The organism is Paenibacillus sp. JT22N7 (assembly GCF_059383875.1).
Genome location: NZ_JBXENY010000015.1, coordinates 22,168 through 35,453, shown reverse-complemented (window position 1 = coordinate 35,453; position 13,286 = coordinate 22,168). Strand labels below are relative to the sequence as shown.

The following is a 13,286-nucleotide window of genomic DNA, read 5'->3' as shown; positions in this document are numbered from 1 at the left end:
GGCGTGCTGGACGAGCATGGCAGCAGCAGTACGATAAATGGAGAGTATGTCACAGAATACGGTGGCATGCTCTCTTTTTTTATGACCAGCTAAAGATAACAACGACTTTTATGCTTGCATAAAATAGGGCCTATTTCCGCATACTGCTCCTATAGGAGGCCATTATGGCCGGGTGGGTTGGCTTCGCCGTTGTGCTAATGGCAGGCTGCACACAGATACATAAGGAGGGGATAATATGCTGGAACCAAGCAGCAAGCCGCTCATTGTTCAAAGCGATATGACGCTGCTGCTCAATATGAAGCAGGCCGGGGCAGAGGAAGCTGCTGGCAGGCTGCTTGCTTTCGCAGAGCTCGTCAAACGCCCAGGCGGTTGGCATACGTACCGGATGACAGCCATGACGCTGTGGCAAGCCTGCGCGTCGGGAATGGCAGCGGAGGACGTCATAGCGCTGCTGATGAAGTATGCTTCATCGAGCATCCCGGGCTATACGGAAATGAGCATACGCAAATGGATGGGCCGCTATGGCAAGCTGCACCTTGAGCAGGCAGAAGACAAGCTCATGCTCAGTGGCAGCGCGGAGCTGCTGGCGGAGCTTGCTCTCCATCCGGAAATCGGGCCGAAATTAGCTAGCCCGGATTTGGCAGCATGCCTCAGCGGGCTAGGTGTAGAAGTTCGCGGGGAGGAGCGGGGGCTGCTCAAGCAGGAGCTGGCTCGGCTCGGTTATCCCGTCATCGATCAGGCGGGCTATCACGCCGGCGAGGCGCTGAAGGTGCAGCTGCGTGAAGTAACGCGCCAAGGCAAGCCGTTTGAGCTGCGAGCCTATCAGCAGCAGGCGGTAGATGTTTTCTGCGCTGAAGGCTCCGTGCATGGCGGCAGCGGGGTCGTCGTGCTGCCATGCGGGGCAGGCAAGACGGTTGTGGGACTGGCTGCTCTTGCTAAGCTAAGCAGCGCGACCCTGATTTTGACCTCCAGCACCACCTCGGTCCAGCAGTGGAAGCGCGAGCTGCTGGACAAAACAACACTGTTGGAAGAGCACATCGGAGAATATGCCGGCGGGCTCAAGCAGGTACGCCCGGTAACCATTGCCACCTATCAAATATTGACGAGCCGCAAGGCGAAGTCGGCAGCTTACCAGCATATGAATTTATTTTCAGAGCGCGACTGGGGGCTCATTATTTATGATGAGGTGCATTTGCTGCCTGCACCTGTATTTCGAATGACGGCAGATATTCAAGCGACGAGGCGGCTTGGGCTAACGGCAACGCTCGTCCGCGAGGATGGCTGCGCGGAGGACGTCTTTTCGCTCATTGGTCCGAAGCAGTATGAATGGCTGTGGAAGGCGGTTGAAGCAGAGGGGCATATTGCGGCTGTTCATTGCACCGAAATTCGTATACCGCTTGGTGAGGATGTCCGCACGCGTTATGCGGCTGCCGCTCCCCGTTCCCAATTGCGGCTTGCGGCAGAAAATCCGTCGAAGGCAGATGTAATTACGGAACTGCTGAAGCGTCATGAAGGCGTGCCTACGCTCATTATCGGGCAATATTTAGATCAGCTGCATGCGGTTGCCGAAGCGCTCGCGATTCCCGTTATAACCGGAGAGCTGGAGCAGGATAAGCGCCAGCTGCTGTATGATCGTTTCCGCTCGGGCGAAATTCCGGTGCTGGCGGTTTCAAGGGTTGCCAATTTCGCTGTTGATTTGCCGGATGCGGCAGTAGCTATTCAAATATCGGGCAGCTATGGCTCAAGGCAAGAGGAGGCTCAGCGCATTGGGCGCATTCTCAGGCCAAAGCAAGGAAGAAACGAAGCGTGGTTTTATACCGTTGTCAGCGACGGCACCAAGGAGCTGGATTTTGCCTTGCGGCGCCAGCTGTTCATGGTGGAGCAGGGGTATCGCTATGCGCTGGAATCGCGGGAAGCAGCTCTGCTTGAATAAAGGCAGCAAGCCGAGGCAAACGATGTAGGGGGAGAAAAAAATGTACGTCCACGAGCTCGCCGACAAGCTGACGGATTATCGGCAGCAAACATTTATGGAAGCGCCGATGTGGTGGTATGCAGCTAAAGAAAATAAGCAGTGGAGCGATGCGGTTAAAGATCGCCGCTCCATGCTTGAGGCGATTCAATCGCTCTCTTCTACGACGCTTGCGGCGCTGAAAGCGGTCATAAAGCTTGCTGGCGCTGATCCAGCTCCTGAGGAGAGGCTTTTTCGCCTCGGCCCGAAGCAGGCGTGCATGTCAGGCGCGGAGTTTCGCTGGGCTTTGGCAGAGCTGCAGCGCGGCGGACTCGTATTTTCGGTAAGCCGCAATTGGGGCGAGCGCATTTATTTTGTGCCTCGCGACAGCTTTGCGCTATGGCGGCAGCTGGTGTTTCCCTGCCATATGGAGGCGAAGGCGATGGATGCTTTGGCGGAAGGCGAGTTGCAGTTTCGAGCCTCTGGTAGACTGCTGGGACTTCAATTGCTTGATGCGTGGACGGAGCTCGCGCGAAGCGGGCTTACGCTGACGAATAAAGGAATTTTGCCTAAAAAAATAATTGCCCGACTGGGGATCTCCGTTACGCTTACGGAGGAAAATATCGCTTGCTTGAATGTATCGGACGATCGGGTACGCCAATACGGACGCATACCTGCCTTTATTTTGGAAACGGCTGTAAGATTAGGCGTGCTGGAGGAGGAAGAGGGGCGGCTCATATGGGTAAAGGATAAGCTGGAGCAGTGGCTGATTTTAAACAGCTTTGCCCGAGAGGCTTGTCTGCACAGCCTGATTGTGGAGCATTATTTATATAGAAAGCCGCTTTTGGCGCATGGCGCATCGGCATTGTCTGCGCTAACCATGGGGCCTTGGTATGAGGCTGAGGCGTGGCTGTATCAGGTGCAGGGCGAGGCTGTTGCAGTTGCGGCTAGACAATTGCCTTTGAGCGATAAGCAGCAGCTGCTGGGGTGGTTGGACACGCTGCATGCTTTCGGCTGGCTTGAGCGGATCGAAGGACCCGGGGAGCGCAGCTGGTTTCGCTGGATGATAGATCCCCAGCCCGGAACAGATCGTTCATCAGCACCGCTTTCAAGTGAAAGCGAAGCTGTCATCGTGCAGCCAAATGGGGAAATTATCGTCCTAACGGAATGCGACGGGCGTATTCGCTGGGAGCTGGAGCTTATGGCCGAGCGTGTGAACGAGGTGCAGCAAGGGCTGTACCGGCTTAGCCGCAAGTCGATCGAACGGGCAATGGCTTTTGGCCGAACGGAAGCAGCGATGCTCGCATTTCTCGAATGGGCTTCCGGGAGCAAGGACGCAGCAGCAGAAGCAGCTCCGCTGCTGCGGGACTGGGGAAGCAAGTTGGGCCAGCTGGACAAGCCAGTTGCGGGTGCAGGGAGCTTCGGAGACGGCAGAGAATATCCTTCCTTTCAGGATAGCTCCCAGCAGCAGCTTGTCGCTGGTTTCCGGCTGTATCCCGACTATGGAATGGCTACACCCAGAGCAGAGCATGAGGACTGGCTGGGCCATTATGAGCTGATTCAGCATGATGAAGAGGACAAGCAAGGAAGCTATGCGGGGCTAAAGCAAATTCCCGCAAGCTGGCTGAACCAGCGCCGCGCCTACCATCATTCCACAAGCCGGGAGATGATGGAGCGTGCGCTGCAGTGGCAAACACCTGTCGAGCTGCATTTGGAGGAAGGACTGGCTGCTTTTGTACCTTGGGAGCTGCATGCCGAATCCAATAGTTGGTCTGTAACGGGCAGCTTCTCAGGCGCGCAATATGGAGCCAGCGTGAGGTTGTCGCCTGAAAGCTGGCAGGCGATGCGGCTGCTTGTTCCAGGAATTAATTTTTATACATAAAATGGTATGTACTATTTAAGCTAGTATGCTATGATAGATAAGGAAGTAAGCGAATGAGATGAGGTGGAAAAATGCCTGCTACTAAGGAGCTCTCGGCTGTTCTACCCATACACCCTGAAGGTGCAAGCGGTGTTTCTTCGCTCGATATGGCGTCGCTGCTGCTTTGTGCTTACGAGCTGGGTGATTGGATTAATCAGTCGGCTGAAGTTGCCGAATATTTATATTGGAAAGACGCAGTCAGCGAGGATGCTGATGTTAAGGCGCTGACCAGGAAGTTTGAAAAGGCGAAAGAGCTGTTTGAGGAATGCCAGCGTTTTGGGCGTTTTCATCCGGATTTTCATGCAGCCAAAGATAAAATTAAGCTGGTTGAAGCTGAGCTCGCCCAAATCGAGGCGGTCGTTCGATTCAAATCAGCGGAGCAGGCTGTTGATACGATGCTGTTTGAGGTATCACGGACCATTGCTGAATCAGTATCGGACACGATTAAAGTGCCGAGCAATGAAGCAAGCGGCGGCGGTTGCGGAAGCGGCGGATCATGTGGCTGTGGAAGCGGCGGTTGCGGCTAGGCGGCTCTGCTCGGTGTGAATTTTACACAGGTGGAGGGAATCGTATTGTTACCGGAACGGACGGGTTATATTATATGGGTCAGTGACCTAAAGGCGGCCAGATCGCTAGAAAAACACGGCACCGTTCATTACATGTCGCGCAAAATGCACTATGTCGTCATCTACGTAAATGCCGAACGTGCCGAAGAAGTGCTGCGCAATATTGGACGTTTGCCATTCGTTCGCAGAATTGAACGTTCCTTCCGGAATGAGCTGCGAACGGAATATACGAAAGACAGTGAAGACAAAACAAGATTTTACAGCATGTAGCTGTTGGCAGCGAACAGGCTGTGCGCAATAGCCCGGGTGGGGTACAACCACCCGGGCTATTTTTTTATGCCTAGCAATATAATGAAAGTAGCCTCCGTAAGAGAGAAGCTAAAATCGATTTCGGAAAAGGAAGCGAAACGCTGAGTTAGCAAGCCTGTGGCGGGATCATAATCAGAACCGCGGTCGCGGCGGCGTCACGTCAACTGTTATTTTTGAGATTCAGCATTTTTTCTGTTGTAAAATCGGTCAATCATGGTAAAATACTTGATATATTAGTCATAAAGGCCTGGTTCTTTAGGAGGAGGGTTCGTGATGAAGGACAAGTTGACGAAACGATGGAGCACCTATGAAACGTTCTATGTCGATCTGGGCGATATGAAAGTTTCTGATATTGTCATTACGAATCATGCCCGTAGCCGCTGGATTGATCGAGTTGAACATGAGAAAACTGGCTATGAGGACATCGCAGAATTTTTGTGGGAATGCTTGAAGCAGGGCAGAATCGAGTCGTATTACCGCAATGAGCAGGATGTCTATTTAATTGACAATGATTTGGTTTTCGTAGCTGAATTTTCGCCTTCCCTGACAGATACGGACATCTTGGGGAACCCGCTGCACAAAATGATTATCGTGACCTTTCTCGGCCGCATGTCGGAGACGATGGAGCTTAGAGATTTGAAATCCTATTATTCCTGGCTGCGCCATTCCCGGCGAATGACGCTCGTTAAAAATAGCCGCAAGAAGAAATAAACCGGCCCTTATATGGAATTAAAAATGAAAGCGCATCTTCGATTCGCAAGCATGGTGAAGCAGCAGCTAGCCGTGCGATGAACGAGAGTTGCGCTTTTTCGTGCGTTTTGGCCTAGCCATATAGTATAATATAGGGCAAAGGAAAGGGTGGTCGGCCAGATGGCGCTTAATTTTCATCAACTGCATATTTTTTATACCGTCGCGGAACGGGGCAGCTTTTCGGCTGCGGCGCAAGCGCTCCATATGACCCAGCCGGCCGTGACCATGCAGGTTCAGTCGCTGGAGGATTATTTTGGCACGAAGCTGCTGCTGCGTTCGACAAAGCGAATCGAGCTGACGGAAGCCGGGCAGGAGCTGATGCCGTACGCGAGACGCAGTATTGAGCTAATTAGAGATACAGATCAAGCGATGAGCTTGTTTACAAAGCAATTAAAGGGACGGCTGCTGCTTGGAGGCAGTCTGACGATAGGAGAATACATACTTCCACGGCTGCTCGGCCCTTTCGGTCAAGCTTATCCGGACATTGCCATCAGCATGAAGGTGATGAACACAGCGCAAATTATGGAGGACATCATTAATCATCAGCTGAATTTTGGGCTTATTGAAGCGCCTGTCAATCATCCGGATATGCAGATGGAGGCCGTCATGAGCGATGAGCTGCATCTCGTAGTGCCACAGGGCCACCCGCTAGCGGGGCGGACGGATGTGACGCTGACAGAGGCGGCAAGCTATCCCTTTGTGCTGCGTGAGCAAGGCTCTGGAACGAGGCTTGTGATGGAAGAGCAGCTGAAGCGCAAAAATATTGATCCTTCCGATCTTAAGGTCGTCATGGATCTTGGAAGCACCGGCGCGGTAAAATGTGCGGTAGAAGCGGGCTTAGGCATTTCTTTTCTGTCCTCCTCATCGACCAAGCATGAAATTGCGCTAGGCTTGTTGCATAGCGTGCCGATTGTAGATACGAAATTTAAACGGCAGTTTTATTCGATTTATTTGAAATCCGCGCTGCTGCCGATTTCTGCGGTCACTTTTTTAACGTTTCTTAGAGAAAATGATTTGAGAAAATGGCTATGAGGAGCAGTGAGATGAGACAAGCTGATTTGCATACACATACGACGGCTTCCGACGGTACAGGCTCCCCAAGCTACAATGTGCAGCTAGCAAAGGCAGCAGGGCTGGCAGCGATTGCGATAACCGACCATGATACGATGGCTGGGGTGGAAGAGGCGCTGGCGGAAGGCGAGCGATTAGGCATCACGGTGGTGCCAGGAGTAGAGCTAAGCACGGTGGCAGATGGTCAGGACATTCATGTGCTCGGCTATTATGCGAATTGGCGGGATCAATTATGGCAGCAGCGCCTTACGGGGCTGCGTTCAGTTCGTGACAAACGCAATGAGCTAATCGTTGCCAAGCTCGTAGAGCTGGGCATCGACATAACGCTGGAGGAGGTTACAGCGGTCGCGCTGGAGCACTCTGGCGATGCGGCGGGCGGGAAGACGGTAGGCCGTCCGCATATAGCGGAGCTGCTCATTCGTAAAGGGGCAGTCGCCACCATGCGGGAGGCGTTCGACCGTTATCTGGCTTCGGGAAGCGCAGCCTATGTCAATCCGCCTCGCGTGAATCCTTATGAAGCGATTAGCTGGATCAAGGAAGCGGGTGGCGTGAGCGTGCTGGCTCATCCTGGCTTATACAGCAACGACGAGCTGGTGGAGGAATTAATTCGCAGTGGCGGCGTTCAAGGCATTGAGGTTTATCATTCCGATCATGGCCCCCAGGAGGAAGCGAGATATTTGCAGCTTGCGGAGCAATACGGCTTGATTGTAACCGGTGGCTCTGATTATCACGGTGAACGGGAAGGCAAAGTATTTCACGGCGCAATTGGCAGCCGGACAGTGGATGCGGGCGTCTTGGAGCTATTGAAATCTGGATTGAACTTGAACGATGTGAGTTCGTAAAGATAGGTCTTTTTAAATGAAAAGGACGTGACCAGCTGTGCTTAGCAGCGGGTTAACGTCCTTTTTTATGGTGTGCAGGCAATTTAGGCCATGTAGGCAAGGCCAAGTTGTACAGATGAGGCTGGCCTTTTGAAGCCTACTGCTTTAATTAGGTGATTTTTGAAGGCAGTGCTTTAATGCGCTGTTCGTCTGGCGTAATGAAAAGCGTCTTCTGATGATCATAGATGACGAAGCCTGGCTTGGCGCCGCTTGGCTTATGCACATGGCGAATCATCGTGTAGTCCACCGGAATCATGCTTGATGATCTTGCTTGACTGTAATGCGCCGCCAGCATAGCTGCCTCTTCAAGTGTAGCATCGCCAAAGCTGCCCCCGCGGATGACGACATGCGAGCCCGGGATGTCCTTCGTATGCAGCCAAGTGTCGGAGGAAGAGGCGAGACGGTTCGTCAAATATTCGTTTTGCGTATTGTTTTTGCCTACGTAAATCGCAATATTTTCCGAAGAGGTGTAACAGAGCAGAGAAGGCTGGGCCGCCTTTTTGCGTTTAGGTCCGCGCTTGCTGCTGCGATCCCGCAGATAGCCCTGCGCAACGAGCTCCTCGCGAATTTCTTCCGTGTCGGCAAGCGACGCATTGTCCAGCTGCTGAAGCAGGGAGGACAAATAATCAATTTCTGCCTTCGCCAGCTCCATCTGCTCGCCAACGACAGCGATGCTGTTCTTATGCTTCGTATAGCGGCGGAAATAGCGCTGCGCATTGTCAGACGGTGTGAGCTGCGGATCCAGCTCTATCGTGACCGTCGCTTGATTTTCATCATAAAAGTTAACCAATGTTGCTACTTTATCCCCGCGCTGGATTTGATGCATGTAGGCGGTAAGCAGTTCGCCAAGGACGCGGTATTTATCGGCATCATGCGCGTCAACCAACGTTTCCTCCAGCTTGTCGATTTTTTTAATGTTTTTGGCTTTTTCGTTTTGCACAAAACGGATTAAATCGGAGGCGCGCTGCTTCACCGTATCCCGCTGAGCTTTATCGCCATAGAACGCTTCGAGCATTTCGCTGACGTTAGGGAAGCTTGCGGTTTCCCCTTCCAAATGAGTGAGCGCCGTGATGGAAAAATAAGCTTTGCCTTTCGCGTTCGTTACGATGGCAGGCTCAAATTCTCCCCGCTTTGCTTTGTCGATTAAATCTGAAAAGCTTTGCCATAAGGCAGCTTCGGAATCATTAGCGCGGTACGCAATCTCCTTGGCAAGCAGCGGACTCAAACCGCTGAAAGCTTCTACAAGCTGCTGAAAAACGGGAGCATCTGCACTAGCTTGCTTCTCTACTGCTGGCGTGCTGTCCGCATCATCGCCAGCTGCCTCCGTATGATCCGGCTCCGGCTTGCGAAGCGCTTCGCGGAACTGGTCCTCTCGGGCAATAGCAAATGGATCAAGCTTTCCTTGGTCAGGGGGAGAGACGTAGCTGCTGCCCGGCATGACGATGCGGAAGCTGCTGATGGAAGGCGTGACATGATGGATGCCGTCATGGATGATGCCCGTAGCCGGATCCAGCAAAATAATGTTGCTGTGCCGCCCCATAATTTCAATAACAATGCGTTTCAACGATAAGTCGCCGAGCTCGTCGCGGTGCCGGATATCGATATGTATAATTCGTTCCCGTCCGATTTGGCTGATTGCTTCAATGACGCCGCCCTCACAGTATTTGCGCAGCAGCATGCAGAACATCGGGGCTTCCATTGGATTGACGTATGTGCCCGTCGTCCAATGAAGCCGCGGATAGGTGGGATTGGCGGACAGCAGCAGCTTGCCGCTCATTCCGGCTCCACGAATGCTGAAGATGAGGTCGTTTGCTGTCGGCTGATGGATTTTATGAATGCGGGCGCCAATGCAGCGCTGCAAATCATCGGTAATTGCATGTATGACGATGCCGTCTAAGGCCATAATTCGCTAGCTCCTTTATGTTTCAGGTCACTGAAGGGCTCCTGAAATCGGTACGTATCTTTCTATCATGCCATAGTTGAGGCAAAAACTTAACCCCTTGTTGGGATATTTTGCGGGTTGTCCGAATACATTTAGGCTTGAGAGGCTGTCCGAGGGGCGCTGAGGCATATACGGGAGGGAAAAGAAGCGATGGAACAATTGAAATGGCATCAATTGGGTAAAGGGGAGCTGACGCAAGCGCTGAACAGCATCCCGGAGCAGGGGCTGGCTGCCGCTGAAGCGGCGGAAAGGTTGCAGCGGGATGGGCACAATGAGCTGACCGAGGGCAAGCGGGTATCGCCGATCATGCTGTTTCTCAATCAGTTCAAGGATTTTATGGTATTGGTGCTCATGGGCGCTACTCTTATATCAGGGCTTTTGGGCGAATATTTGGATGCGGTAACGATTATCGCCATTATCGTCATTAATTCTGTGCTCGGCTTCGTACAGGAGTTTCGGGCGGAAAAGTCGCTGCATGCGCTAAAAGAAATGTCGGCCCCGTCGGCCAAGGTGCTGCGCGGCGGGCAAATGATGGACATTCCAGCCAAGGACCTGGTCGTTGGTGATGTCATTGTGCTGGAGAGCGGGGACCGGATTCCTGCCGATGTGCGGCTGCTTGAGGCGAACAGCTGCTATACGGAGGAGTCTGCCTTAACGGGAGAGTCCGTGCCAGTGGGCAAGCATGCGATGGCAATTTCCGAAGCGGATTTGCCGCTCGGTGATCAGCGCAATATTGGGTTTATGGGCACGATGGTCACACGGGGCACTGCGAAGGGCATGGTCATTCGTACCGGAATGAAGACGGAGATGGGCACGATTGCCGAGCTTATCCAGCAGACGGAGTCGATGGAAACGCCGCTGCAGCACAGGCTGGAGCAGCTGGGCAAAATATTGATCGCCGTCGCCATTGGCCTGACGATTATCGTTGTTGTAGCAGGAATTTTGCATGGACAGCCTGCTTATGGCATGTTTCTGGCTGGCGTCAGCCTTGCTGTAGCCGCTATTCCCGAAGGGCTGCCCGCTATTGTGACGATAGCGCTCGCGCTTGGCGTGCAGCGGATGATCAAGCGCAAGGCTATCGTCCGTAAGCTGCCGTCGGTAGAGACGCTCGGCTGTGCCTCGGTTATTTGCTCAGACAAAACAGGCACGCTGACGCAAAATAAAATGACCGTCACGACCATTTGGATGGGCGGTCGCCGCCTGGATGTGACCGGGCAGGGCTATGAGCCTGTCGGAGCGATTTTGGAGGGCGGGGAGCCCGTCGATATGAAGCATGACGCCTCGCTTAAACGGCTGCTGCAAATTGCCGCGCTGTGCAATAATGCTTCGATTTATCAGGTGGAGCCAGAGGATGGCCGCAAGCGCAGCAGCAAAAATGCAGGGGAAGCCAAGCAGGAGTGGGTGCTCAATGGCGATCCGACCGAAGGAGCGCTCGTCGTGCTGGCAGCGAAGCTCGGCTTGACGGCCAAATCGCTGGAAGGGCTGTACAAGCGGGAGCGGGAGTTCCCGTTCGATTCGGAGCGCAAGCTGATGTCGGTATTGGCAGCCCATCAAGGAGGTCGCGTCATTTATGCGAAGGGCGCGCCAGATGTGCTCATGCACCAGTGCAGCTATGTGCTGTGGGATGGCAAGGTTGTGCCGTTTACAGGGACGCTTAAGCAAAAATATGCCGAGGCGAGCGAAGAGATGGCCCAATCAGCGCTGCGCGTGCTCGGTCTCGCCTATCGCGACCTGCGGGCGACGGATAAATGCAATAGCGAAGCGGAGGCGGAAAGCCAGCTCGTATTCGTTGGGCTTACGGGCATGATTGACCCGCCGCGCCGCGAAGCGAGGGAAGCGATCGCCGTATGCCGCCGCGCTGGCATCAAGACGGTGATGATTACAGGCGATCACCAGTTGACTGCGGAAGCCATCGCTGGGCAGCTGGGCATTATGCCCCGCGGAGGCATTGCGATGAGCGGCAAGCAGCTGGAAAGCATGAGCGATGAGCAGCTCGATCGACTCGTTGACAATGTATACGTTTATGCCCGCGTATCTCCGGAGCATAAGCTGCGCATCGTCAAATCGCTCCAGCGCCAAGGGCATGTCGTTGCAATGACGGGCGACGGGGTAAATGATGCGCCAGCGATCAAAGCGGCTGATATCGGCATATCTATGGGCATTACCGGAACGGATGTCTCCAAGGAAGCGTCTGCCCTTATTTTGAGCGATGACAATTTCGCTTCCATTGTTTCAGCCATTGAAGAGGGTCGGAATATTTATGAAAATATCCGCAAATTCATCCGCTACTTGCTGGCATCGAATGTCGGCGAAATTATGACGATGCTGCTTGCTATGATGGTTGGCTTGCCGCTGCCGCTCGTGCCAATCCAAATTTTATGGGTCAATTTGGTGACCGACGGGCTGCCGGCGATGGCGCTTGGCGTCGATCAGGCGGAGAAGGATTTAATGAGCCAGAAGCCGCGCTCGGCGAAGGAAAATATTTTTGCCCGCCGACTTGGTTGGAAAATCATTAGCCGCGGCTTGCTCATCGGCTTATGTACGCTTGGGGCATTCTGGATTACGCTGATTGAGGCGCCGGGAAGCACGGAGCATTTGGTTAAAGCGCAAACCGTCGCGTTTGCAACACTCGTAATGGCGCAGCTCATTCATGTGTTTGACTGCCGCAGCTCGCGCTCGATTTTTCACCGCAATCCGCTGCAAAACCGTTATTTGGTGCTCGCTGTGCTATCGTCGCTCATTATGATGCTTGGCGTGCTTTACATTGAGCCGCTGCAGCCTATTTTCAAAACGGTGCCGCTTGGCCTGCGCGAATGGTGTCTCGTCTTTGTTGCAGCGGGAATTCCGACGTTCCTTATGGGAATTGGCAGCGTGCTGGGCACATCCAAGCCTAAAAACAAATCGGGCAAGCTGACATTTGGCTCCAAAATGTCGACCAGATAACATAAAAGTACAAATGTTGATGTATTTAGTGAATAGTGTTTATCCAAGCTTTGCAGTATGCTATCATTAATCAGAATCTTTTATTTATCAATGATAGCCGCGGCAAAGGAGCGTACACATATGAATTTCACGAAAATGCACGGATTAGGAAATGATTTTATCGTTATTGCGGGCGAGCAGCAGCTGCCTGATAACGCAGCTCAGCTTGCTATCGAATTGTGCAACCGATTTTTCGGTATTGGCGCAGACGGTCTCGTATACATTTTGCCTTCGGAAAATGCGGATTTCCGCATGCGCATCATCAATTCTGACGGCTCTGAAGCAGAACAATGCGGCAACGCGATTCGCTGCGTCGCAAAATACGTGTATGACAACGGCTTAACCAATAAGGAATTAATTACGATTGAAACGCTTGGCGCAGGTGCGCAGGCGGTACAATTGAGAGTAGAGGGCGGAAAAGTTCAAAGCGTTCGCGTTGATATGGGCGAGCCGATTTTGAATGGCCTGGCGGTTCCGACTACGGTAGACCAGGAGCAGGTTGTGGAGCATCCGATTGAGGTTGACGGCCATGAGTTCCGCTTTACTGCTGTATCGATGGGCAATCCGCATTGCGTTATTTACGTAGATGATGCGGCTAATTTCGACTTGGCTGCATGGGGTCCCAAGCTGGAGACCCACCCGATGTTCCCGCGCAAAATCAACGTAGAGTTCGTTACGGTCAATTCCCGCGAGCATACGGAAATGCGCGTTTGGGAACGCGGTGCAGGCCCGACGCTTGCTTGCGGTACAGGCGCTTGCGCGACGGTCGTTGCTTCGGTGCTGAACGGTTACACAGATCGGACGGCAACGGTGTCGCTGAAGGGCGGCGATCTGCTCATTGAATGGAATGAAGCGGATAATCATGTATATATGACAGGGCCAGCGGCAGAAGTTTTCCGCGGCTCATTATAAGGCG

General features: G+C 53.2%; 10 protein-coding genes. 9 read left to right on the top strand and 1 reads right to left on the bottom strand.

What is annotated here, in order from left to right:
• Window positions 1-235 precede the first annotated feature (235 nt).
• From AC50Y5_RS29735 to AC50Y5_RS29705, 7 genes are all read left to right on the top strand, one after another.
• Entirely contained in the window at window positions 236-1,933 is a 1,698-nt protein-coding gene (locus tag AC50Y5_RS29735) for a DNA repair helicase XPB (protein ID WP_494865080.1), read from the top strand.
• Window positions 1,934-1,973: 40 nt separating this feature from the next.
• Window positions 1,974-3,830, top strand: coding sequence for a helicase-associated domain-containing protein (locus AC50Y5_RS29730; protein ID WP_494865078.1), 1,857 nt, complete (start codon window positions 1,974-1,976; stop codon window positions 3,828-3,830).
• A 71-nt stretch (window positions 3,831-3,901) separates the two neighbouring features.
• Entirely contained in the window at window positions 3,902-4,396 is a 495-nt protein-coding gene (locus tag AC50Y5_RS29725; protein ID WP_081418931.1) for a YlbF/YmcA family competence regulator, read from the top strand.
• 45 nt (window positions 4,397-4,441) lie between these two features.
• Window positions 4,442-4,705 carry a YlbG family protein gene (locus AC50Y5_RS29720; protein ID WP_046230587.1) on the top strand — a complete coding sequence of 88 codons (264 nt, stop codon included), beginning with the start codon at window positions 4,442-4,444 and terminating at the stop codon, window positions 4,703-4,705.
• Window positions 4,706-5,017: 312 nt separating this feature from the next.
• On the top strand, window positions 5,018-5,455 hold the full coding sequence (locus AC50Y5_RS29715) for a hypothetical protein (protein ID WP_046230588.1): 438 nt from the start codon (window positions 5,018-5,020) through the stop codon (window positions 5,453-5,455).
• 159 nt (window positions 5,456-5,614) lie between these two features.
• On the top strand, window positions 5,615-6,526 hold the full coding sequence (locus AC50Y5_RS29710) for a selenium metabolism-associated LysR family transcriptional regulator (protein ID WP_046230589.1): 912 nt from the start codon (window positions 5,615-5,617) through the stop codon (window positions 6,524-6,526).
• Window positions 6,527-6,537: 11 nt separating this feature from the next.
• A complete protein-coding gene (locus AC50Y5_RS29705) occupies window positions 6,538-7,407 on the top strand; it encodes a PHP domain-containing protein (protein WP_494865072.1) in 870 nt (289 codons plus the stop codon).
• A 148-nt stretch (window positions 7,408-7,555) separates the two neighbouring features.
• Here the strand turns inward: AC50Y5_RS29705 and AC50Y5_RS29700 are convergent, their stop codons facing one another.
• Window positions 7,556-9,349, bottom strand: coding sequence for an Rqc2 family fibronectin-binding protein (locus AC50Y5_RS29700; protein ID WP_494865069.1), 1,794 nt, complete (start codon window positions 9,347-9,349; stop codon window positions 7,556-7,558).
• Window positions 9,350-9,538: 189 nt separating this feature from the next.
• Between AC50Y5_RS29700 and AC50Y5_RS29695 the strand changes: the two genes are divergently transcribed.
• Both AC50Y5_RS29695 and dapF read left to right on the top strand, forming a co-directional pair.
• Entirely contained in the window at window positions 9,539-12,331 is a 2,793-nt protein-coding gene (locus AC50Y5_RS29695) for a calcium-translocating P-type ATPase, SERCA-type (protein ID WP_056038610.1), read from the top strand.
• A 120-nt stretch (window positions 12,332-12,451) separates the two neighbouring features.
• Entirely contained in the window at window positions 12,452-13,282 is an 831-nt protein-coding gene (gene dapF, locus AC50Y5_RS29690) for a diaminopimelate epimerase (protein ID WP_056038606.1), read from the top strand.
• Window positions 13,283-13,286 lie beyond the last annotated feature (4 nt).